Annotated in this window: 15 protein-coding genes; 7 read left to right on the forward strand and 8 right to left on the reverse strand. The window is 65.3% G+C overall.

Features of this window, described 5'->3' with window-relative positions:
- The first annotated feature begins 23 nt into the window (after window positions 1-23).
- From hutU to A9K71_RS21630, 5 genes are all read left to right on the forward strand, one after another.
- Entirely contained in the window at window positions 24-1,694 is a 1,671-nt protein-coding gene (gene hutU, locus A9K71_RS21610; RefSeq protein ID WP_067000539.1) for a urocanate hydratase, read from the forward strand.
- Between the two features lie 4 nt (window positions 1,695-1,698).
- Window positions 1,699-2,286, forward strand: a complete 588-nt coding sequence (locus A9K71_RS21615) for a HutD family protein (protein ID WP_067000541.1) — start codon at window positions 1,699-1,701, stop codon at window positions 2,284-2,286.
- A 270-nt stretch (window positions 2,287-2,556) separates the two neighbouring features.
- On the forward strand, window positions 2,557-11,136 hold the full coding sequence (locus tag A9K71_RS21620; protein WP_067000543.1) for a glucoamylase family protein: 8,580 nt from the start codon (window positions 2,557-2,559) through the stop codon (window positions 11,134-11,136).
- 376 nt (window positions 11,137-11,512) lie between these two features.
- Window positions 11,513-13,282 carry a glucan ABC transporter ATP-binding protein/ permease gene (locus tag A9K71_RS21625; protein WP_067000546.1) on the forward strand — a complete coding sequence of 590 codons (1,770 nt, stop codon included), beginning with the start codon at window positions 11,513-11,515 and terminating at the stop codon, window positions 13,280-13,282.
- A 198-nt stretch (window positions 13,283-13,480) separates the two neighbouring features.
- Window positions 13,481-14,239 (forward strand): heme ABC transporter permease, encoded by a 759-nt coding sequence (locus tag A9K71_RS21630; protein WP_067000549.1) that lies wholly within the window; start codon window positions 13,481-13,483, stop codon window positions 14,237-14,239.
- Between the two features lie 230 nt (window positions 14,240-14,469).
- Here A9K71_RS21630 and A9K71_RS21635 read toward each other — a convergent pair whose 3' ends face one another.
- Window positions 14,470-15,528 (reverse strand): D-TA family PLP-dependent enzyme, encoded by a 1,059-nt coding sequence (locus tag A9K71_RS21635; RefSeq protein ID WP_067000976.1) that lies wholly within the window; start codon window positions 15,526-15,528, stop codon window positions 14,470-14,472.
- A gap of 209 nt (window positions 15,529-15,737) precedes the next feature.
- Here A9K71_RS21635 and A9K71_RS21640 point away from each other — a divergent pair, with 209 nt between their 5' ends.
- The gene (locus A9K71_RS21640; protein WP_067000552.1) at window positions 15,738-16,424 is read left to right on the forward strand and encodes a D-lyxose/D-mannose family sugar isomerase; all 687 of its coding nucleotides are present in this window, start codon (window positions 15,738-15,740) and stop codon (window positions 16,422-16,424) included.
- Here the strand turns inward: A9K71_RS21640 and A9K71_RS21645 are convergent.
- Genes A9K71_RS21645 through A9K71_RS21675 form a run of 7 tightly spaced genes read right to left on the reverse strand, consistent with a single transcriptional unit; the run spans window position 16,403 to window position 22,746 of the window.
- A complete protein-coding gene (locus tag A9K71_RS21645) occupies window positions 16,403-16,783 on the reverse strand; it encodes a hypothetical protein (protein ID WP_067000555.1) in 381 nt (126 codons plus the stop codon). The two genes, A9K71_RS21640 and A9K71_RS21645, sit on opposite strands and share 22 nt — an antisense overlap.
- 15 nt (window positions 16,784-16,798) lie before the next feature.
- Window positions 16,799-17,662, reverse strand: coding sequence for an RDD family protein (locus tag A9K71_RS21650; protein WP_067000558.1), 864 nt, complete (start codon window positions 17,660-17,662; stop codon window positions 16,799-16,801).
- Complete coding sequence (locus tag A9K71_RS21655) at window positions 17,649-18,665, reverse strand: stage II sporulation protein M (RefSeq protein WP_067000561.1); 1,017 nt, start codon at window positions 18,663-18,665, stop codon at window positions 17,649-17,651. The genes A9K71_RS21650 and A9K71_RS21655 overlap by 14 nt, the downstream gene beginning before the upstream one ends.
- A complete protein-coding gene (locus tag A9K71_RS21660; RefSeq protein WP_067000564.1) occupies window positions 18,662-19,966 on the reverse strand; it encodes a DUF58 domain-containing protein in 1,305 nt (434 codons plus the stop codon). The genes A9K71_RS21655 and A9K71_RS21660 overlap by 4 nt, the downstream gene beginning before the upstream one ends.
- Window positions 19,963-20,919 carry a MoxR family ATPase gene (locus A9K71_RS21665; RefSeq protein ID WP_067000979.1) on the reverse strand — a complete coding sequence of 319 codons (957 nt, stop codon included), beginning with the start codon at window positions 20,917-20,919 and terminating at the stop codon, window positions 19,963-19,965. The genes A9K71_RS21660 and A9K71_RS21665 overlap by 4 nt, the downstream gene beginning before the upstream one ends.
- Window positions 20,906-22,117, reverse strand: a complete 1,212-nt coding sequence (locus A9K71_RS21670; RefSeq protein WP_067000567.1) for a hypothetical protein — start codon at window positions 22,115-22,117, stop codon at window positions 20,906-20,908. Before A9K71_RS21670 ends, A9K71_RS21665 begins: the two co-directional genes overlap by 14 nt.
- A complete protein-coding gene (locus A9K71_RS21675; RefSeq protein WP_067000982.1) occupies window positions 22,114-22,746 on the reverse strand; it encodes a DUF4129 domain-containing protein in 633 nt (210 codons plus the stop codon). Before A9K71_RS21675 ends, A9K71_RS21670 begins: the two co-directional genes overlap by 4 nt.
- Window positions 22,747-22,889: 143 nt before the next feature.
- Between A9K71_RS21675 and A9K71_RS21680 the strand changes: the two genes are divergently transcribed.
- Window positions 22,890-23,690 (forward strand): hypothetical protein, encoded by an 801-nt coding sequence (locus A9K71_RS21680; protein WP_067000570.1) that lies wholly within the window; start codon window positions 22,890-22,892, stop codon window positions 23,688-23,690.
- Window positions 23,691-23,810 lie beyond the last annotated feature (120 nt).

Below are 23,810 nucleotides of genomic sequence, written 5' to 3' on the forward strand. Positions count from 1 at the left end.
CTGATCGAAAGGGAACTGCCGACATGACCGACCCTCGCCACAACATCCGTGAAGTCCGCGCGCCGCGCGGCGATAAGCTCAACGCCCGCTATTGGACGACCGAGGCGCCGCTGCGCATGCTGATGAACAATCTCGATCCGGAGGTCGCCGAGAACCCGAACGAGCTCGTGGTCTATGGCGGCATCGGCCGGGCGGCGCGCACCTGGAACGATTTCGACCGCATCGCCGCGTCACTGAAGACGCTCGGCGAGGACGAGACACTCTTGGTGCAGTCGGGCAAGCCGGTCGGCGTCTTCCGCACCCACAAGGACGCGCCGCGCGTCTTGATCGCCAATTCCAACATCGTGCCGCACTGGGCGACCTGGGAAAAATTCAACGACCTCGATAGGAAGGGCCTGATGATGTACGGCCAGATGACGGCCGGTTCCTGGATCTATATCGGCACGCAAGGCATCGTTCAGGGCACCTACGAGACCTTCGTCGAGGCCGGCCGCCAGCACTATGGCGGCAATCTCAAGGGCAAGTGGATCCTGACCGCCGGCCTCGGCGGCATGGGCGGCGCCCAGCCTCTGGCCGCTGTCATGGCCGGCGCCTCCTGCCTCGCCATCGAATGCAATCCGGACTCGATCGACTTCCGCTTGCGCACTCGCTACCTCGATGAGAAGGCCGAAACGCTCGACGAGGCGATGGAAATGATCGAGCGCTGGACTAAGGCGGGCGAGGCGAAGTCCGTCGGCCTGCTCGGCAATGCCGCCGAGATCGTGCCGGAGATGTTCAGGCGTGGGATCCGCCCCGATATCCTCACCGACCAGACCTCGGCGCATGACCCGATCAACGGCTATCTGCCCAAGGGCTGGACCATGGCCGAATGGCGCGAGAAGCGCGTCAGTGATCCGAAGGCGGTGGAGAAGGCGGCGCGCGCGTCGATGCGCGAGCATGTCGAGGCGATGGTGGCGTTCTGGAACGCCGGCGTGCCGACGCTCGACTACGGTAACAACATCCGCCAGGTCGCCAAGGACGAGGGTTTCGAAAATGCCTTCGCCTTCCCCGGCTTCGTGCCGGCTTACATCCGTCCGCTGTTCTGCCGCGGCATCGGCCCGTTCCGCTGGGCTGCGCTCTCGGGCGATCCGGAAGATATCTACAAGACCGACGCCAAGGTGCGCGAACTCACCCCCGGCAACACGCATCTGCACAATTGGCTCGACATGGCGCGCGAGCGCATCTCCTTCCAGGGCCTGCCGGCGCGCATCTGCTGGGTCGGGCTTGGCGACCGCCATCGATTGGGGCTCGCCTTCAACGAAATGGTGGCCAAGGGCGAGCTCAAGGCGCCGGTCGTCATTGGCCGCGACCATCTCGATTCCGGCTCGGTCGCCTCGCCGAACCGCGAGACCGAGGCGATGAAGGATGGCTCCGACGCCATTTCCGACTGGCCGCTGCTCAACGCGCTGCTCAACACCGCGTCCGGTGCCACCTGGGTCTCGCTGCATCACGGCGGCGGCGTCGGCATGGGCTTTTCGCAGCATGCCGGCATGGTGATCGTCGCCGACGGCACGGCTGACGCGGCAAAGCGCCTGGAGCGCGTGCTGTGGAACGACCCGGCGACCGGCGTCATGCGGCACGCCGATGCCGGTTATGACATCGCCATCGAGTGCGCAAAGGAGCACCAGCTCAACCTGCCGGGCATTTTGGGTTGAGGTGATGCGCATCCTTCGTGCCGCCGGCTATCGCGTCATGCCGTGGAAGAACGGCGGCGGCACGACCACCGAGATCGCCGTCTCACCTGATGGCGCCGGTCTCGAGGATTTCGACTGGCGCATCTCCATCGCGCGCGTCGAGACCAGCGGGCCATTCTCCAGCTTTGCCGGCATCGACCGCACGCTGTCGGTGCTGGAAGGCGAGGGCATTGTGCTCGACATGGCCTCTCGGCCGCCGACGCGGCTCACGCCAGCCTCGGCGCCGCTTCCCTTTCCCGGCGACGTGCCGACCAGCGCCACGTTGATCGGCGGCCCGATCACCGATCTCAACGTCATGAGCCGCCGCGGCTGCATCAGCCATACGGTCGAGCGCTTGCCTGTTTCGGGTGAAGTCGAGATAAGGTCGGCCGACGGCACGACGATTATCTTGCCGGTTGGCGGTGGCGTCACAGTCCTCACGGACACCGCTGCCAGCCTCGGACCGCTTGATGCGCTCGTCCTCGATCAGCAGAGCCAGAAACTGCGCCTCCAGCCTGAAGGGCATGAGCTGATTTTTGTGATCCGCCTGCGCGTCACCGCCGCCAATGGTTAACGGCTGTTGCCAAACATGATCGCGGCGCGGGCGAAATATCGCCTGGCCCCTTGCATGTATCACGAAAAAGCCTGAATCCTTTCCCTGATCGGACCCGGGGCGGGAAGCGAGGGGCGTTCGCCCTTGAGTTGTCGAAAGGGGACGCCCCTGTCATGGAGCGCAAACAAACTTTCGGCCGAACCTGCCATGCAACAGATTGCATTTGAACCGGTTTTAGGGCCATTGCCGTGGCGGTGACGCCGCATCGCGCCCCGCCTTACGGAATAATCAATGAACATCCAGACGAATCCCGCCAAGATCGAACAAACTAGTGCCGGCTTCCCAACCGTCACGGAAGCGCCGATACGCTCCAATTTCCTGCCGGAAGACCGGCTGCGCGCGCTGGGCGCGGCACTCGCCAAGGGCGATGTCAGGGACCTGTTCGGGCTTTCGCCGTTCGAATTCCAGGCCCGCATCCGCGATAGCGCCAAGAAGATTCTCGAAGTCTACCGTTCGACCAACGCCGCCCAGGCCAAGGGCGAGACGATCACGCCCGCGGCGCAATGGCTGCTCGACAACAACTACCTGGTCGAAGAGACCATATTTCAGGTCAAGCGCGATCTGCCGCGCCGTTTCTACCGCCAGTTGCCGACGCTCAAGCTTGCGGGCGGCACGGCGTTGCCGCGCGCCTTCGTCGTCGCCTGGAGCTATGTCGAGCATTCCGACAGCGCCGTCTCGGCGACCATGTTCAAGGCCATCGTCGAGGGCTTTCAATCGGTCGAGCCGCTGAAGATCGGCGAGCTCTGGGCGCTGCCGTCGCTGCTGCGGTTCGTGCTGATCGAAAACCTCCGACGCATCGCAGTGCGCGTCAACCGTACCAGAGAGATGCGCCAGATCGCCAACGAGGTCGCCGACCGGGTGTTGGCGACCGACGACAATGCCGACCGGACCAGGATCCTGTCGAGCTACGCCGCGCATGCGCAGGATACCACTTTCGCCACCCAGCTCCTTTATCGCCTGCGTGACGGTTCGCAGAACGCCGGCCGCGCGCTGGAATGGCTGGAGGGCGAGCTCGAGAAGACCGGCTCCGACGCCGAGGAGATCATCATCTCCGAGCATCAGACGCTGTCCAGCGGCAACGTCACCACCGGCAATATCATCCGCGGCCTGCGCCTCATCAACGACGTCGACTGGACGGTCTGGTTCGAGGGCGTCAGCCGCATCGACACGCTGCTGCGCGAGAAGACCGATTTCGCCGCGCTCGATTTCTTCTCGCGCGATCAGTATCGCACCGCGATCGAGCAGCTTGCGCGCCGCTCCGACCTTTCCGAATTCCGCGTCGCCGAAACGGCGATCGAGCTTGCAGGCCACGTGCCTGGGGTCACCGATGCGTCCGGCGTGCCGGAAACTGCCGACCCCTCCGTGCATACCGATGTCGGCTTCTTCCTGGTCGGACCGCGCCGGCCGGAGCTGGAACAGGCGATCGGCTACCGGGCTCCCTTCTATGTGACTTTCAAGCGCGCCTTTGCCGCCACCGGCTGGCTCGGCATCGTCGTGCCGGTCTTCCTGCTGACGGTGCTCCTGCTTGTGCTGTCCGGCAACGCGCTTGCCAATCTCGGCCTCTCGGCAGGGGCGATCACGCTGATGCTGGCCTTGTTCGCGGTGCCGGCGAGCGAAGGCGCGTTGGCCTTCTTCAACACCGTCGTGGCGCTCTTCCTGAAGCCGACGCGGCTTGTCGGCTATGACTATAAGCACGGCATCCCCGCCTCAGCGCGCACGCTGGTCGTCGTGCCTTCGCTCATCGGGTCGCGCGACGACGTCGAGGAAAACATCCGCAACATCGAGGTGCATCATCTCGCCAACACGGCAGAAGAGATCCATTTCGCGCTTTTGTCCGACTGGCCTGATTCCAAGACCGAAATCGACGCAGCCGACATCGAGATCCTGCAATATGCCCGCGACGAGATCGCCAGGCTGAACGCCCGCTACCCGTCGGAAGGTGCTCCGCGCTTCTATCTTCTGCATCGCCGCCGGCTCTACAATCAGGCCCAGGGCTGCTGGATGGGCTGGGAACGCAAGCGCGGCAAGCTGCACGAGCTCAACCTTCTGCTGCGCGGCGACAGCGACACCACCTTCCTGCCGCTCGATGTGCCGCTGCCGGACAAAGTCACCTATGTGATGACGCTCGACGCCGATACGCGCACCACGCGCGACGCCGTCTCGAGCCTTGTCGGCAAGCTCGCGCATCCGCTCAATCGTCCGCATTTCGATCCGGCAAAGCGCGTCGTCACAGCCGGCTACGCCATCCTGCAGCCGCGCATCACCGCCTCGCTCACCAGCGGCGACGATGCCTCCTTCTTCCAGCGCGTCTTCTCGGCCAATCGCGGTCTCGACCCGTACGTCTTTGCCGTGTCCGACGTTTATCAGGACGTCTTCGGCGACGGCACTTTCACCGGCAAGGGTCTCTACCATATCGACGCCTTCGAAACGGCGCTGAAGGGCCGCATCGAGGAAAACACCATCCTCAGCCACGATTTGCTCGAAGGCGCCCTGGCGCGCGCCGCGCTCGTCACCGATGTCGAGCTGGTCGAGGACTATCCGACCCGCTACTCGGTCGACGCTTCGCGCCACCACCGCTGGGCGCGCGGCGACTGGCAATTGCTCGGCTCCATGTTCGATCCGCGCTCTGGCGTTCCGGCACTGTCGCGCTGGAAGATGGTCGATAACCTGCGCCGCTCGGTGACCCCGATCTTCTGGGTGATGGCCTGTATCGCCGGCTGGACGCTGCTGCCGTTCACGCAGGCCGCGCAGTGGCAGGCGCTGATGATCCTCAGCCTGTTCATGGCCCCGACTTTCGACATCGTCAACGGCATCCTGCCGAAGAGCGGCGACCAGACGCCGCGGGGCCATTTCTCGGCGCTGGCGCGCGACACTGTGTTCGGCACCGCGCTGGTGGCGCTGAAGGTGCTTTTGATGGCGCACCTTGCCTGGATGATGGGCGATGCCATCGTCCGCACTCTTTACCGGCTCTTCGTCAGCCGCCAGAACCTTCTGGAGTGGCGCACCGCCTCGCAGGCGCACAAGACCGGCGGCAGCGATCTCGGCGCCTATTACAGCATGATGTATGGCGCCGTGATCATCGGCGTCGTCGGCCTTGCCGTTCCGGTGCTGGCCGATTCCACCGGCGCGTTCGTCGCCTTCTTCTTCGCGATTTTCTGGATCGGCTCGCCCGCCGTCGCCTGCTGGATCAGCCGCTCGGCCGAGACCGAGGACAGGCTGCGCATTTCCGCCGCCGACATCCATGCGCTGCGCACCGTGGCGCGTCGCACCTGGCACTATTTCGAGACCTTCGTGACGGCCGAGCATCACCATCTGCCGCCCGACAATTTCCAGGAAAGCCCGGCGCCAGTGGTGGCGCCGCGTACCTCGCCGACCAACATCGGCGTCTACCTGCTCTCGGTGGTGTCGGCGCGCGACTTCGGCTGGATCAGCCTGTCGGATGCCATCACCCGCATCGACGCCACGATGACGACCATCGAGAACATGCCGCGCGATCGCGGGCATCTCTACAATTGGTACGACACGACGACGCTGAAGCCGCTTTATCCGCTCTATATCTCGGCGGTCGACAGCGGCAATCTCGCCGGCCATCTGGTCGCCGTGGCCGCGGCCTGCGCCGAATGGGCCGAGGCGCCTTCCGTCCACCTGCAGGGCGATTTCGAGGGCATCCTCGACACCGTCACCATCCTCGACGAGAGCCTGGAGGAACTGCCCGACGACCGCCGCCAGCTGCGGCCGCTGCGCCAGCGTCTTGCCGACCGCCTCGACGGCATGCGCCGGGCAGTGATGACCATCAAGGCGCAGCCCGAGATGGCCTCGATCCGCACGATCAATCTCGCGGTGCTGGCCGGCGAGATCCGCAAGCTCGCCACGGCCATCCACGTCGAGGCGGCGTCGCCCAAGAGCGACGTCATCGCCGACTGGGCGGCCAGGCTGGAGGCGACCTGCGAGGCGCATGTGCACGATTCGCACAATGACGAAAGCGCGGTCTCGGCGCTCCGCACCAAGCTGCTCGCGCTGCGCGGGCGCTGCCGCCGCTACGCCTTCGAGATGGATTTCTCCTTCCTGATGCGGCAGGAGCGCAAGCTCCTGTCGATCGGCTATCGCGTCGAGGAGCACCAGCTCGACGAGAGCTGCTACGATCTGCTCGCCTCCGAGGCCCGGCTGACCAGCCTGTTCGGCATCGCCAAGGGCGACCTGCCGACCGAGCACTGGTTCCGGCTCGGCAGGCCGATTGTCGAGATCGGCTTCAAGGGCGCGCTGATGTCCTGGTCGGGCTCGATGTTCGAGTACCTGATGCCGCCGCTGGTGATGAAGGAGCCGCAGGGCTCGATCCTCAACCAAACCAGCAAGCTCATCATCAAGCGCCAGATCCAGTATGCGCGCTCGAAAAACGTGCCCTGGGGCATCTCGGAAGCGGCCTACAATGCCCGCGACCGCGAGCTCACCTACCAGTACACCAACTTCGGCGTGCCCGGCCTCGGCCTGAAGCGTGGTCTCGGCCAGAACACCGTGATCGCGCCTTACGCCACCATCCTGGCGGCGCAGTTCAATCCGCGTGAGGCGGTGCAGAACCTGATGCGGCTGCGCGCGATCGGCGCGCTCGGCCGGCACGGCTTCTACGATGCGGTCGACTTCACGCCGCAGCGCGTGCCGGAAGGCACCGACCACGCGGTCGTCCAGAACTACATGGCCCACCATTCGGGCATGTCGATCGCCGCCGTGGCGGACGCCATCTTCGAGGGTCGGCTGCGCGAACGCTTCCACAGCGATCCGGTGATAGAATCGGCCGAACTCCTCTTGCAGGAGAAGGCGCCGCGCGACATCCCGGCCGCCACCGTCAGGACCGAGGCCGACGAGCGCTCCAAGGACGAAACCGAGACCGAGAGCCCGGACAGCCGCATCATCCTTGACCCGATCAAGGCGCTGCGCGCGACCAACGTCATGTCGAATGGCCGTTACTCGGTCATGGTCACCGCCACCGGCTCCGGCTACAGCCGCTTCGGCGAGCTTGCCGTCACCCGTTGGCAACCGGACCCGAGCGAAGACCGTCTCGGTTCCTATATCTTCTTGCGCGACACCGCGACCGGCGACTGGTGGTCGACCACCGCCGAGCCGAAGCGCACCGAGGGCGAGCGCGTGCAGACGCTGTTTGCCGACGACAAGGCGAGCTTCACCAAATCAATCGGCTCGCTGCGTTCGGAGGTCGAGTGCATCGTCATCTCCGAAGGCAATGGCGAAGGCCGACGCGTCACGCTTTACAATGACGGCCTCACCGACCGGCACATCGAGGTGACGTCCTTTGCCGAGCTGGTGCTGGGCAACGAAGCCTCCGACAATGCCCATCCGGCCTTCTCGAAGATGTTCGTCGAGACCGAGATCTCCGCGAACAATGGCGCGATCTTCGCCACTAGGCGCAAGCGCGACAAGAACGAGCCCGACCTTACCATGGTGCATTTCGTCACCGATCCGTCGGGTCCCTCGCGCGACGCCGAGGCCGAAACCGATCGCCGCGCCTTCATCGGCCGTGGCCGCACTATCGCCGACGCTGCCGCCTTCGATCCCGGCGCCCGGCTCTCCGGCAGCCACGGCTTCACGCTCGACCCGGTGGCGGCACTTCGCCGCCAGGTGCGCGTGCCGGCCAACAAGAAGATCTCGCTGACCTTCTGGACCGTCGTCGGCGCCAACCGCGGCGAGCTCGACGAGGCGATCGGCCGCCTCGATCATCAGGAGAGCTTCGCCCGCCAGGCGATGCTCGCCTGGACGCGCAGCCAGGTGCAGACGCGCCATCTCGGCCTCAGCCTGACCGATGCCGCCAATGTGCAGAAGCTGGCGCGTTACCTGATCTATCCCGATCCGTTCCTGCGTCTGCCCGCCGACTCCATCGCCTCGGGCCTCGGCCGCCAATCGAGCCTCTGGCCGACCAGCATCTCCGGCGATTTCCCGATCTTCCTGGTGCGCATCGGCGACGTCGCCGATCTCGAGATCGTCGCCCAGGCGCTGCGCTTCCAGGAATACATGCGCGCCCGCGGCATGATGATCGACTTCGTCGTCGTCAACGAGCAGGCATCCTCCTACGTGCAGGACCTGCAGCGCGCGGTGGAGACGCTGTGCGAGAACAGCCGCCTGCGTGGTCGCGAGCTTGGCCCCCGTCAGCACATCTTCGCCGTGCGCCGCGACCTGATGGACGAGCCGACCTACAAGACCCTGCTGTCGGTCGCGCGTGTCGCGCTCCACACCCGCAACGGCACCATCTTCGACCAGCTCGAGCGGGCCGAGACGGCGGCATTGCAGGCCCGCGACGCGTTGCAGCAGGCGGAAGGCGTTCCGGCTCGCCAGCCGTCGCCGCCACTGCCTGAGTCGACGCGGGCAAGCGAGGGGGGAGCCGATATTGCCGCCGACGGCACCGGCCTCGGCCTCTGGAACGGCTTTGGCGGCTTCGATGGCGACGGCCGCCACTATGTGACGCGGCTGACCGGCCGTCGTGTGACGCCGCAGCCCTGGATCAACGTCATCTCCAACGCTTCCTTCGGCTTCCACGTCTCGGCCGAGGGCGCCGGCTTCACCTGGAGCCGCAACAGCCGCGACTACCAGTTGACGCCGTGGTCGAACGACCCGGTGTCGAACCGGCCGGGCGAGGGCTTCTATATCTACGACCAGTTGAGCGGCAAGGCGTTCTCGCCGATGGCCGCGGTGGTGCGCGATCCCTCGATGACCTACGAGACCTGGCACGGGCAGGGGTTCTCGACCTTCCGCTCGAAGCGCGGGCCGCTGTCGATGGATCTGACGCAGGTGGTCGACCCGGTGGATCCGGTGAAGATCACCCGGCTGCGCATCCAGAATGCCGGCCCCGCGCCGGCAAGGCTGCGCGTCTATGCCTATGCCGAGTGGGTGCTCGGCGGCCATCGCTCGCGCACGGCGGCAACCATCGTGCCGACCAGGGACGCCGCGACGGGGGCCATGCTGGCGCAGAACCCCTACGGGCTCGACTTCGGCGAACGGGTGGCTTTCCTTGCCGCGACAGCGCCTGTTCATTCGGTGACCGCCGACCGCGGCGAGTTCGTCGGCAGGCACGGCACGACCGAATATCCGCAGGCCGTGCTTGGCGGAGTTGCTTTGTCCGGCCGCGTCGAGGCAGGCGACGATCCGTGCGCGGTGATCGCCAGCGATATCGACATTCCGGCCGGCGGCGACGTGACGCTGTTCTGGCTGCTTGGCGACGCCGCCACGGCCGCCGAGGCGAGCGCCCTGGTCCAGACCCACAGGGACAAGGATTTCGACCGGCGTCTGGCCGACAATGAGCGCGTCTGGCGCGGCTTCCTCGACACCATTCAGGTCGAAACGCCGGACAAGGCGCTCAACGCCATGGTCAACCACTGGCTGCCCTACCAGAGCCTGGCCTGCCGCATCCGCGCGCGGTCTGCCTTCTACCAGGCGAGCGGCGCCTTCGGCTTCCGCGACCAGTTGCAGGATACGCTGGCCTTGCTGGCGCATGATCCGAAGCTGGCGCGCGACCAGATTCTCAACGCCGCCCGCCGGCAGTTCCAGGAGGGCGACGTGCAGCACTGGTGGCTGCCCCGCACCGATGCCGGCGTGCGCACCATGATCTCGGACGATGTCGTGTGGCTGGCGCACGCGACGGCCCGCTACATCGAGGTGACGGGCGATGCCGCCATCCTCAAGGAGCAGATACCGTTCATCGACGGGCAGGAGCTTGGCGAGGGCGAGCACGACGCCTTCTTCACGCCCGAGATCACCAAGACCACAGCCTCGCTTTACGAGCACTGCGCGCGGGCGCTCGATCTGGCGATCAAGCGCAGCAGCCCGGCCGGCCTGCCGCTGATCCTCGGCGGCGACTGGAACGACGGCATGAACCGTGTCGGCGAGGGCGGCAAGGGCGAAAGCGTCTGGCTAGGCTGGTTCCTGCTGAAGACGCTGGGTGACTTCGCCCCCATCGCCAAGGGACAGAGCGATGGCAAGCGGGCGCAGGCCTGGACGAAGCACGCGGACCTGCTGAAGCGGGCGCTGGAGAGCACGGCCTGGGACGGCCAGTGGTACCGGCGCGGCAGCTTCGACGACGGCAGCCCGCTCGGCTCCCGCAATTCGGACGAGTGCAAGATCGACTCCATCGCCCAGTCCTGGAGCGTGCTGTCGGGCGAGGGGGATCCTGCCCGCTCGACCACGGCCATGGAGCAGGCGACGAAGATGCTCGTCGACGACAAGCACAAGATCGTCAAGCTGTTCACGCCGCCCTTCTCGAACAGCGACAAGGATCCCGGCTATATCAAGAGCTACCCGCCGGGCGTGCGCGAGAACGGCGGCCAGTACACCCATGCCGCCACCTGGTTCGTCATCGCGCTGGCCGAGATGGGACGCACCGACGAGGCTTATCGCTGCTTCTCGATGCTGAACCCGGTCAACCACGCCTCGGACGAGGCGGCGGCCGAGCATTACCGCGTCGAGCCTTACGTCGTGGCGGCGGACATCTACGCCGGCGAAGGAAAAGGCGGCCGCGGCGGCTGGACCTGGTACACGGGGTCGGCCGGCTGGCTCTACCGGGCCGCGGTGGAAGGAATCCTCGGCATCGAGCGGCGCGGCAAGCAGATCACGTTTAGGCCGAAGCTGCCCGGCCATTGGGACGGCTACGCCGCCACACTCAAGATGTTCGGCGGCGAAATCAAGGTTCGCGTCATCCGCGACAAAAAGACCAAGTCGATCGCGCTTGAAGTCAATGGTTCGAAGACCAAATCATGGTCTTTCGAACCGAAGGCCGGCGAGATGACCGACGTCGTCGTCAAGATACCTGCGTAGGATCAACGACTTGCCTTGCAGGCCGCGCATCTCTCGGGATGCGCGGCCGAGCTTGGCGTTTTACTTTGGCCAATGGCCGGGCAGCGTGCGCCCACGCTGCTTCAGGCACGGCTAAGCAAGCGCCAAGTGATTAAAAATGTGGCAGCGCTGGGCAGGTGCCATTGTTTTGCCGCAAGGCTGACATTTCACCTTTTATCTCAAACCGTTAGGTGATCACGTCAGATTTCGCACCGTCGTCATCTTTTGTTCGCTAAATGGGAACGGAAGGGATAGACGACGCATTGTTTCGCGACACATAAACCGGTACGTGTCAAAAAATGGTGCGGCGCACAATACCGACATTGAGCACGGACAAGAGTTTGGCGGAGTAGCTGAAGTGTCACTTCTGCAGATCTACTTTAGAGCGCTGAGTTATCTGGCTGCGGACAAGAAGCGCGTCGCGCTGATCTGCGGCGCCAACGTCGCGCTTGCCGCGATCGCTATTCTCGAGCCGATCCTTTTGGGCCGGGTGATCGGCGCCATTTCCGAAAAAGGTCCGGTGTTTTCGACGCTCGCCGTCTGGGCTGCTCTCGGTGTCTTCAATGTCATAGCTTTCGTGCTGGTGTCGCGGGGCGCCGACCGCTTCGCCCATGCCCGGCGTTCGGAAGTGCTGTGCCAGTCCTTCGAGCGCGTCATCACCATGCCGCTCGCCTGGCACCACCAGCGCGGCACGTCCAATTCGCTGCACACGCTGCTGCGCGCCGTCGAGACCCTGTTCAGCCTGTGGCTCGAATTCATGCGCGTGCATCTCTCGACGGCCATTGCGCTGGTGCTGCTGGTGCCGACCGCGCTTTCCATGGACATCCGCATGTCCATCGTGCTGCTTGGCCTCGGCGTGCTCTACGTCGGAATCGGCCGTATCGTCATGCGCCGCACCAAGTCGGGGCAGACCGCCGTCGAGCGCCACTACCACACCGTCTTTGCCCATGTGACCGACAGCGTCAGCAACGTCGCCGTGCTGCAGAGCTATAACCGCATCGGCCATGAGACCGCGACGCTGAAGCGCTACGTCAAGGACCTGCTCGACGCTCAGAACCCGGTGCTCGACTGGTGGGCGATCGCCAATGCGCTGAACCGCCTGTCGTCCACCATCTCGATGATGATCGTGCTCTCGATTGGCGCTTATCTCGTCACCCGTGGCCAGCTTCGTGTCGGAGACGTCGTCGCCTTCACCGGCTTTGCCGGAATGCTGATCGCCCGTCTCGACCAGATGTCTGCCTTCACGACGCAGATTTCCGAGGCCCGCGCCAAGCTCGAGGATTTCTATCGCCTCGAGGATTCGGCCGCCGAAACCGCCGAGCCGGACGGCCTGCGCGAGTTGACCAACGTCACTGGCCGTGTGCGCTTCGAGGACGTCAGCTTCGAGTTCGCGAATTCGGGCCATGGTATCGAGAATGTCTCCTTCGAGGTGCCGGCCGGCAAGACCGTCGCCATCGTCGGCCCGACCGGCGCCGGCAAGACGACGCTCATCAACCTGCTGCAGCGCGTCTTCACGCCGTCCAGCGGCCGCATCCTGATCGACGGCATCGACACCCGCACGGTGACCCGCAAGTCGTTGCGCCACTCGATCGCCACCGTCTTCCAGGACGCCGGCCTGCTCAACCGCTCGATTGAGGATAACATCCGGGTCGGCCGCGCCGATGCGAGCAATGACGAGGTGCACGCCGCCGCCAATGCCGCCGCCGCACAGGACTTCATCCTGGCCAAGAGCAGCGGCTACGATACCGTCGTCGGCGAGCGCGGCGGCCAGCTCTCGGGCGGCGAGCGCCAGCGCATCGCCATCGCCCGCGCCGTGCTGAAGGATGCGCCGATCCTGGTGCTCGACGAGGCGACCAGCGCGCTCGACGTCGAGACCGAGGACCGAGTCAAGGAAGCGATCGACGAACTGCGCCGCAACCGCACGACCTTCATCATCGCCCACCGCCTGACCACCGTGCGCGACGCCGACCTGGTCGTCTTCATGGACAAGGGCAAGGTGGTCGAATACGGCGGCTTCACCGAGCTGTCGCTGCGCAACGGCCGCTTCGCAGCCCTGCTGCGCGCCGGCGGCCTGCTCAACGACGAGGAGGTCCGTCGCCTCAGCCGTCCGGTGACGGAAGCGGCGTAAGCTTTCTTCCCTGTGGGACAAGGTGTCGCCGCAGGCGACAGATGAAGGTGTTCCAGGAAGACCAGCGTCTCACTCCGTCGCGCACCCTATCCGTCTCGGCGCTCGCGCGCCGACCCACCTTCTCTCACAAGGGGAGAAGGAGAGAGTGCGACAACCTTCCGATTGCCCCTGATGCATCGCCGGTCTATTTAGATCGGCATGAGCGACACCACCTCACGCCTCGCCGGCTGGATCGATCTCGCCAACCCGACCCGCTTCGTCGGGCTGGCCGACAAGGTTATTCCGTGGCTCGCGGCGACCGCGGCGATACTGCTCGGCGTCGGCCTCTATATGAGCTTCACCGCGCCGGAGGATTTCCAGCAGGGCATCACGGTGCGCATCATGTACATCCACGTGCCTTTCGCCTGGCTTGCGATGATGTGCTACACCATCATGGCGATCTCGGCGCTCGGCACGCTGGTCTGGCGCCACCCGCTGGCCGACGTGGCGCTGAAGGCAGCGGCTCCGATCGGCGCCACCTTCACCGCGCTCGCGCTGATCACCGGCTCGATCTGGGGCAAGCCGATGTGGGGCACCTGGTGGGTGTGGGACGCTCGGCTGACCTCGGTCTTCGTGCTTTTCCTCATGTATCTTGGGATTATCGCGCTGACCCGCGCACTGGACGACGCCGGCCGCGCCGCCTGGGCCGCCGCCATCATCACGCTGGTCGGCTTCATCAACATCCCGATCATCAAATTCTCGGTCGATTGGTGGAACACGCTGCACCAGCCGGCCTCGGTCTTCCGCCTCGGCGGCCCGACCATCGACCCTTCGATGCTGTGGCCGCTCGCCGTGATGGCGCTTGGCTTCACCGTGCTGTTCTTCGCGCTGCACCTGATGGCGATCCGCACGGAGATTTTCAGGCGCCGCGTGATCGCGATGCGCAGGGTTGCGGCGCGGCAGGCTGAGCGGCAGTAGATTTCGGATCGCTAGCGGTCTGTCGCGTTCCTTCTCGCCCCCTCTGTCCTGCCGGACATCTCCCCCACAAGGATGGTGCGATTGCTTTCGGCAACTTTCAGCGTTTGGAGGAGGGCGCGACGCCCGAGCCGCCAATCTCCCCCAAAGTGGGGGAGATGTCCGGCAGGACAGGGGGGCGCTGTCCCGCCAGCCTAGACGAACTTAAAACATCTACGTGCGTCTCAGGATCCTCAGGCCATCTTCCCCCGCGCCGCCACCGGCAGCGTTTCCAGCACCTTGTCGCCATCGATCAGATGCACCTGGTCGAACAAATTCGTCACCACGCAGCAATGATCGGGAACCACGCGCACGCGCTCGCCAATGCGCAGGGCGGCGCCGTCTGAAAGCGTGACGTTGCCGTGCTCCTCGCTCAATCCAGTCACTCGCGCGCTGGGCACGCCGAGCAGCTCGCCGAAATCCGGCAGTCCTAGCGTATCGGAGGACAGAGCCTTGCTGCCGCTGTCGAGGATGGCGCGGGAGGGCGTCGGGTGGCTGACCACGGTGGCCAGCACCGTCAGCGCGCAATCGTCGAGCGTGCCGACGCCTTTGGCGACCTGGTAGCGGTCGAGATAGATGTAGGTGCCGGGCCGGTATTCGGTGACGACGCTGTCCTCGCCCGAGCGCCACATGTCCGGCGTGCCTCCGCTGGAGATGCGCCGGCATTCGAGCCCGGCCGCCGCAAGCGTCTCGCGCGCGTTCCGCAGCCACGCCTCGGCTTCGGCGGCGCGGCCCGCCGCCGGATAAGTCATCAGCCCGCCGAAGGTTAGTCCTCTGGCCTGGTCGATCACTTTCGCCAGTGCAACCGCTTCGGCCGGGCTCTGCACGCCGCAGCGGCCCATGCCGGTGTCGCATTCGACCAGCACCGGCAGCGGGTGGCCGGTATCGGTGAAGGTCGCGGCTAGCCCTGACAGCGTTTCGTGGCTGTCCGCCGTGACCGACAGCGTGACGCGGCCATGCAGTGCCTTCAGCCGCTCCAGCTTGGCGCGGCCGAGAATGTTGTAGGGCAGGAAAATGTCCTCAAGCCCGGCATCGGCCATCACCTCGGCCTCGCCGATCTTCTGGCAGGTGATGCCGACCGCGCCAGCCGCGACCTGCTTCTTCGCCCAGTAGGGCAGCTTGTGCGTCTTGATATGCGGGCGAAGCTTCAGCCCGTGGCGGTCGGCATGCGCCTGCGCCTTTGCGATGTTGGCTTCGGCGCAGGCCGCGTCGATCAGGATCGCCGGCGTGTCGAGATCGTCTATGCTTGCCATGAAGATCACCGTTCAAAAGCATGTCTCCCGAAAGTGGGAACCGGTTTCGGGAATGAAGACATGCGCAATCAAAAACCGGTTGGGGTTATGGGCTTGATCGGGCCGGATGTCACGAGGCCAGAGCCGTCGGTTTGCGTCGACAGCGGATCGGCATTGGGATATTCGGGTTGGCAGATTTCAGCAGGCAGCGGCCGGAAGGAAAAACGACCATGAAGCGCTCCAAAATCAACGACATCATCCGCGAAGCCGACGCCTTCATCCGCTCGTTCGGCTACATCATGCCGCCCTTCGCTTACTGGTCGCCGGAAGAGATGAAGGCGCACAAGGCGGACTCCTCGGCCATTTTCAGCTCGCGTCTCGGCTGGGACATCACCGACTACGGCCAGGAGAAATTCGATGAGCTTGGTCTCTTCCTTTTTACCGTCCGCAACGGCCGCTACGCGGACATGAAGCTCGGCATGGGCATGCTCTACGCCGAGAAGATCATGATCTCGCGCAAGGACCAGCTGTCGCCCATGCACCGCCACAACATCAAGGCCGAGGACATCATCAATCGCGGCGGCGGCAAGCTGGTGCTGGAACTGTTCATGCACGACCGCGACGGCGGCATCGATCCGAAGGCGGAAGTGTCGGTGCCGGTCGACGGCACCATCACCAGATTGCCCGCCGGCGGTCTCCTGAAGCTCGACCCGGGCCAGAGCGTGACGCTGCTGCCGGGCGTCTGGCACGCCTTCTGGGCCGAGGGCAAGGACGTGCTGATCGGCGAGGTCTCGACCGTCAACGACGACCTCACCGACAACGTCTTTCGCGATCCGATCGGCCGCTTCTCCAACGTCGAGGAGGATGTGGCGCCGGTTCACCTTCTGGTGTCGGATTATGAAAAATGGGTGGGGTAGGGCGAGGGCCTAGTCGTCCCACGCTGCTGAAAGAAGGTCCAGACACTGATAGTGCTGTCGTCCCGGTCGCTCGTGCTGTGCAGCGTGAGGACAATGTCCACGGTGGGCGGCGCTTTGATCATGGCTGTGATCACGCGCGTCCCGTCGTCGGGTACGATGCCTATGCCCCAGGTCATTTCCCAATTTCCTCCGGCCTGCTGCAGTCGGGGAGTGGAATCTTCGAACTGCTCCCTCATCGACGCATCGTTTGGAAACGGTTCATCGGTGAGTTTTGCAAAAACCTCCCACGACCCGGCAACTGCTGCCTGAATGGCGCTTTCTATTCTGGCGCTCTCGGCTTGGCTGATTGTTTCAGACATACTGAGAGCTCCAATCTACCGCGCGTACTTGTCCGCCTTCCGATTGCCCAGCAGCAGCTTCCGCTCCAGGTGCGCGCGCAGCTCGCCGTAATAGGCGGTGAGGAAGGCCCTTGAATCGACCGGCTCGACCCTGGCGCCGATCTTGCGCCCTATCGTTTCCGCCACCGCCTTCATCGCGAAATAGTCGTCGCGGCGCAGCACTTCCTCCAGCTTGTGCAGCTCGGCGATGCCATAGGCGTCGAGCTGAGCGGCGCTGAACTGGAAGCGGGCCGCGACCGGATCCTTGCGCAGCGATAGATCCTCGAGCAGCGCCACCTTCGGCGCCTCGACCACCCAGGTTCCGGCGAGCAGGTCGCCGATCCGTAGCCGGTCGCGGTTGAAGAGCGGGAATAAGGAGAACAGCAGCGCCCACACCAGGCCGAAGATGGTCGACAGCGTGTCGGCGACACCGGCGCTGCCGCGCGCCGCTAGGATCGACAGCGGCAGGAACACCTCGATCTCGCGCATCAGGTTGCGCGCGATGACCTGGTCGAGGCTGAGGCCGGCGCCGCTGCGCGAAGCGACGCGGACGCCGACCATCCGCTTGCCGGGCGTCGCCGCCCGCCGGCCCGCCTCGAAGGCGATGAAATAGACGTTGCGCAGCAGGAAGATGAAAATGATCCAGACGATGAAGAGCGGTTCGGCGTCCTTCACGCCGAGCCCGCCCAGGCCGAAGATCGCGACAAGGCTGACCGCGACGGCGGCGACGACGATGATCACCACATCGAGCAGGAATCCCGAAGCCCGCGTCCCGGCATCCGCCAGCTTGACGCGCAGGTCCACGCCCTCCGGCGTGACCAGCGGGCGCACCAGCGCGGCGGGATTCCTAGCCGTTGCCATGCCGCACCATCCGGAACAGGTAGAAATAAGAAATCCAAAGCGCCAGCATGCCGCCGCCGATCGAATAGCGGGCGATATCGCTCGTGATCGTCTGCCGGCCGATGCCTTCGAGCAGGCCGGCAAACAGCAACATCACGACGACGCCGACCATCGCGGTCGCCGCCACGCGGCCCGCTCGTGAGGCCGCGGCCATGCGCGTCAGCTCGCCGGGAAAGGCGATGCTGGTGCCGATTCGCATGCCGGCCGCGCCCGCGATGGCGATGGCAAAAAGCTCCGTCGTGCCGTGTATCGACAGCCAGCCGCCGAGCTCGAAACCGAGCCCCTTGGCGGCATAGATCTGGAAGATGGCGCCGAGCATGCAGCCGTTCATCAGGATGATCAGCACGCTGGGCACCGCGAAGCCGAAGCCGAGCGCGAAGGCCAGGATCGACACCTGCGTGTTGTGGGTGAAGAGATAAGCTGCGAAGCCCGAGAGAAAGTGGTCGCCGCCGCCATAGAGCACGCTGCGCAGCATCTCGGCCGACGAATCCGGATTGCGCCCGCCGGCGAGGCTCGGCGCGATGATGGCGTCATACCAGCGCTTGTCGGAGGCGACCAGCCAGTATCCGGCAATGGCGCCGATCACCGTCAGGGCGACCGATGCCCACACCTCGCGCCACAGGTCGCGGATCGCCGCCGGCCAGTCGTGCAGGAAGAAGTCGCCGATGCGCGTTCTCAAGGATCGCCGCGCGCCATAGAGGTAAAAATAGCCGCGCAGGCAGAGCGCTTCCAGATAGGCGATGAGCGCGCTGTCGAGCGAAGTGGCGCGTGCCACCGAAAGCGAGGACAGCGCCGAGCGGTAGAGCAGGGGCAGTGACAGCAGCTCGTCTTCCGACAGCGCGCGCGGCGCGCGCTTCTCGACCCGGGCAAGCAGCGCCTCGAACGCCTTCCAGTCGGCCTCGCGCTCCTGGCGGAAGCTTGCCAGCGACTGGCGGACGGCATCGGTGCCGGCGGACAGCGTCATAAGAGGTTTTCCTCCTTGAGCTGGATATAGCGCTCGATCAGGGCGGGGCCGAGCCGCTGGTGGTTGGCCTCGATGACATGCGCGCCGAGCAGCCTGAGCCTGCCGATCACCACCTGCCGCTGTCTGAGCAGGTCGCCGGCGGTGACCGCGCGGGCCACGTCCTCCGGGGCGGTAGGCGCCATATCGGCCAAGGTCTCCAGCTCGACATCCTTCATCAGCATGAACAGCACCAGATGCCGCTCGGTCAGCCGCCCGACGGTGCGCAGCATCAGCTCGGCGCTGATCGGGTCGACGAAATCGGTGAACACGATGACCAGCGAGCGCCGGTCGAGCTTCGCGGCGAGCGTCGTCAGCGCCAGGGTGAAATTGGTCTCCTCGGTCGAATAGTCGATCTCGGCGGCGCGCTTCTGGATCATGGTGAAGCTCGGCGAGCCGCGCACGGCGCCGCTGGAAACGCGCGGCCTGGCGTCGAAAGAAAACAGGCTGACGAGGTCGCCGCCCTTGAGCGCAATGAAGGCGGACAGCAACGCCGCCGTCACGGCCCGGTCGACTTTCGGCACGTCCTCGACCGGCTCGCACATCAGCCGCCCGCTATCGATGGCCAAGACGATGTTGTTGTTCTCTTCGATGCGGAATTCGCGGGCAAGCAATTTGCCGTGGCGGGCGCTGCGCTTCCAGTCGATCATGCGCCGGCCCATGCCGGGCTGGTAGTCCTTCAGCGCCTCGAACTCGCGGCCCTGGCCGGCGCGCTTCTGCGCATGGCCGTCGGCAAGAGCGGAGCGCTGCAGCAGCGTGATCGCCTCGTCGCGGGCGCGGCTGACATCGGGCAGCACCGCTATCTGGCGGTCCACCGGCAGCACGGCCTGGTTCCAGACCAGCCCGAACGGCCCTTGCCAGCGCAGCCACAGCCGATCGAAGCTGGCGATGCCGCGCCGAACGGCGTCGAATTCGAGATCGAGCGTGCCGCCATTTGCCGGCAGTGTGCCGCCCGTGCCGTTGACCGGCGCCAGCCGCTGGTCATGCCCGACGCGCGCCTGCAGCCGGCGCGTTCGCGCCCCGAGACCGGCCGCGATGTGCAGCGTGAAACGTCCGCCGACGCCGACCTGCGGCGGTGCGGTGAGCGTGGCGCTGAGCGACGCGCGTCCGCGCCCGGCCGCCGCGTCGACCGCCAGGAAGGCAAGCAAAGCGCAAATCCAGAGCAGCCCGAGATACCAGACATGCGGCAGCGCGAGCGCGATCAGGAAGGCGGGAATCGCTCCCGCCGCCGCCGCCCATACCGCTCTGCCGCTCGGATAGATCAACGCGGCGCTTCCGTCTGGTCGACCAGGTCGGACACGATCTGCTCGACCAGCCGTCCGTCGATCTGCGCCGCCGGCGAGAGGATGACGCGGTGGCGCAACGCCGGCACGGCTAAAGCCTTGACGTCGTCGGGGATGACATAGTTGCGGCCGTCGAGCGCGGCCCGGGCTCGCGCCGCGCGCGCCAGCATGGCGCCGGCGCGGGGACTGGCGCCGACCTCCAGATCCGGGCTTTCGCGCGTGCCGCGCACGAGGGCAGCGATGTAGCCGACGACGTCGTCGACCAGCGTGACGGCGCCCACTGTGGCAAGCGCCGCCTCCAGCGTCTTGCGGTCGGTCTGCGCCTTGATGCCGTATTGCTCGATATTGTGCGAGGCGGAGCCGCCGCCGTGGTGGATGATGATGGCACGTTCTTCCTGCGCGTCCGGATAGCTGACCCGGTGCTTGAACAGGAAGCGGTCGAGCTGGGCCTCGGGGAGCGGATAGACGCCTTGATGCTCGATCGGGTTCTGCGTCGCCACCACCATGAAGTTCTTGCCGAGCGAATGGGTCGTGCCGTCGAATGTGACCGCGTGCTCCTGCATGGCTTCGAGCAGTGCAGCCTGCGTCTTCGGCGGCGTGCGGTTGATCTCGTCGGCAAGCAGCAGATCGCAGAAAATCGGGCCGCGCGTCAGCGTGAACTGGCCGGTCTGGAAATTGTAGATGTTGGCGCCGACGATGTCGCCGGGCATCAGGTCGGGCGTGAACTGGATGCGCCCATAGGCGACGCCGAGCGCCTGCGCGAAGCAGCGCGCGGTCATGGTCTTTGCGGTACCGGGCGGACCTTCGAGCAATATATGGCCGCCGGCGAACAGCGCCGTCAGCATCAGATCGACCGTGTCGCGCTGCCCGGTGATCGCTTTAGCCACTTCTTCCCTGATCGCGCTCGCCAGGGCTTTCACTTCATCGACGTTCACCGAGCCTCCTTGCCGTCCAGTCATGCAGCTCTTCCGCTGCTTCATGCATTGCGGCCAATGTGTTGGAACCGTTCGCAGCCTTGAACCGCACGGTGAAGCCGTTCGCTTCATTTTTGTCGCGGGAATCCAGCCAGCGGTCCAGCGCTTCACCCTGCAGCCCGTGCGGCGCGCCAAGCAGCGCGGCGGCGCGCTGGCGCATCAGCGCGGCATAGCGGTCGCCGAGTTCCTGCAGCCGTCCTGCCCGCTTCAGGAGCATTGCCGTGGTGTCGACCAGCGCCAGCTTGCCGAAGGCGATGGCGCGACCCTCCGTGCGCGGCGGCCCGAAGCGACCGAGCCCGTGCAGGAAGGCGAGGGCAGCCGCCACCAGCACCGACAGCGTCAGCGCCAGGAAGGGCGGTTCGACCAGGAGCTTGCCGAGATCGTAGTTCTGGCCGATGCCGTGAAGCGTCAGGTCGAACATAACCGCGCCCTTGGCGGGCTCCAGCATGGCGATCATGTCGAGCGCCGCCGCCGCCTTTTGCGGATCCTTCAGCGCCGCGTTGTTGATGAGATCGGGATCCGTCAGGATGTAGAAGGGTTCGCTGTCGAGTTCGGTGAGAACAGCCTTGCCGTCACCCGCCGCAATCAGCGGATGATTGTCGGCTACCCATTGCAACTCCTCGGGCACGGCGATCTTGCGCCCCTCTACATCGATCCGATCGACCGATGGCTTGCCGTCGCCGAGCTTGGCCTTGGCGAGGCGACCGAGCCAGTCGTTGACCGCCGTTGCGGGCAGCCGCTCGACTTTCGTCTCCCAGCCCTCCTGGCCCGGCTGCGGAAAGGTGACCCATTTGGGCAGCACGAAAAGCGTGTGCTTGCCCAAGCGGAGCTTGATGATGCGTTGAAGCGCCGCCGGGTCGCTGTTGGGCGCGATGGTGACGATCAGCAGGAATGTGGATGCCAGGGGAGATTGCAGATCCTTCTCCCCGCGCGCCATGGGCGGCGCCTGCCCGTTGGTGAGCTTCAGCCATTCTACGAGCCCGGCATAGCCGGTGCCGCCCTTGGAGAGCGGTGTTGCGCCGCCCTGGGGCTGACGAAAGTCCGGAGCGTAGGTCGAGAGCAGGAAGAATCCGGCGGCCGCGAGCAGGCTGGCGAAGATGCCCCAGAACAGCGTCCTGCGGCTGAACGGCTCTTGTGCCTCTGTCGCCTCCGCGCTCATGCCCAGGCATCCCGGAAGGCAAAGCGCTCATAGGCGCCGCGCGCCTGCTGCCAGCCCTCGGCGCCGACCGGCCGGCGAGCGAACAAGGCGGCCTCGACGATGCGCGCGATCTCACTGAAGGCAGCGCGGGGGCGGGACGGGATGGAACCTGCGGCGGCGATGTCGCGCGCGGTCAGCGACGGGCGCAGGAAGTCGGGCAGGCGGCTGGCGATGTCGGCAACGCTGCGCCGGAGCAGCAGATGCACCGCCTCGTCATAGTCGCCGCGCGCGGCGAGCGCATCGGCTTCGGAGAGCAGGATCTGAGCCGCGCCGGCATCCGGGCGCCATTCCTCCTGCGCCTCCGCCTCCTTGCTCAGGCGCCGCCACGGCAGCCGCCAGGCGATGCCCTTCGCCTCGAGCACGAGCAGGAACACGATGATTGCGACGCCGATGATCACAGCGCCCCAGAACAGATAGATCATGTAAGGGCCTAGCTTTGCCAGGGCTTCCAGAAAAGGCTTCAGCCATTCCGGCGGCTCCGGCCGCACCAGCCCCGGCAGGTCAAACTGGATCGAATCGTCAGCCAGCAGCTGCTTGTGCATCTTGGCCAGCCATTCGGCGTCCGCTGTGGCCGGCTGTGCCGCTGTCACCAACTCGCTCCCCTGCTACCCACGGGTTCGACACTGGCAATACCGCAGGACAATTGCAAGTGATTGGACGCGTCTCGTCAATACTGGCAGATTTCCTTTGGGGCGATAGGCTGGCGTGGAGCGGCCAAGCAGGGGAGGGCGTCATGACTTCAGCCGCGTTGGTACGGCAGGAGAAGTATCAGATCGGCCGAGTGTTCAACAACACTTTCTCCGTGATCGGTCGTAATATTGTACTCTGCGTTGGTCTTGCGGCGCTGTTTTCAGGACTACCGCAACTGGTCACCCAGCTCGTGCCACAACTGGTCACCCAGCACGTGAGTCTGAATTCCCATACTGGAAATCCGGCGAATTTCGCCGCGGCTATCACGAACCACAAGCTCGGCTTCATCATTGGAACTGCGGTCATTGCAATACTTTATCTCGCCTTTGCGGTTCTGTTGCAGTCGAGCCTCGTCCGGGTGGCGATCGAGGACATGAACGGCAAGAAGCCGACTTTCGGCGATTCCATCGCAACAGCGATCCGCTTCCTGTTGCCCACGGTCGCCATAGGTCTGCTTGTAGCACTCGGCGTGGGCGCGGCCTCGATTGCCTTGCTGGTGCCCGGAATCATCCTCGGGCTCGGCTGGTCGGTGGCAATACCGGTGCTCATTCAGGAGCGCTTGGGCGTCTTCGGCTCGATGTCGCGCAGCCGCGCCCTGACCAAAGGCAGCCGCTGGGCTCTGTTGGGCCTTTTCGTGATCCTTGTCATCATGGGGCTCGTGATTCAATCCATCACCGGAGTGGTCGTTTATCTATTCCATGGCATCGTCGCCGCCGTCGTGGCCGCCATGGTCCAGAGCATCGGCTCGATGGTGGGTTCCGTCGCAGCCGCGGTCAGCTATGTCGAACTGCGCCAAGTCAAGGAAGGCACCGGCGTCGATGAACTGGCGGAGATATTCTCGTAGTCTGGGATGCTGGCGAGGCCGGCCGAAATGCTGGTGAGCGGCAGCCCCCGCTGAGAGCCTGCCTGTTCTGCAAAATCGCCTTCCTGGCCTCAAATCAGAGCGCGACCGTCAGCTTTTGCT

It is taken from the genome of Mesorhizobium sp. WSM3873, from assembly GCF_001672445.1.
GTDB lineage: Bacteria > Pseudomonadota > Alphaproteobacteria > Rhizobiales > Rhizobiaceae > Mesorhizobium.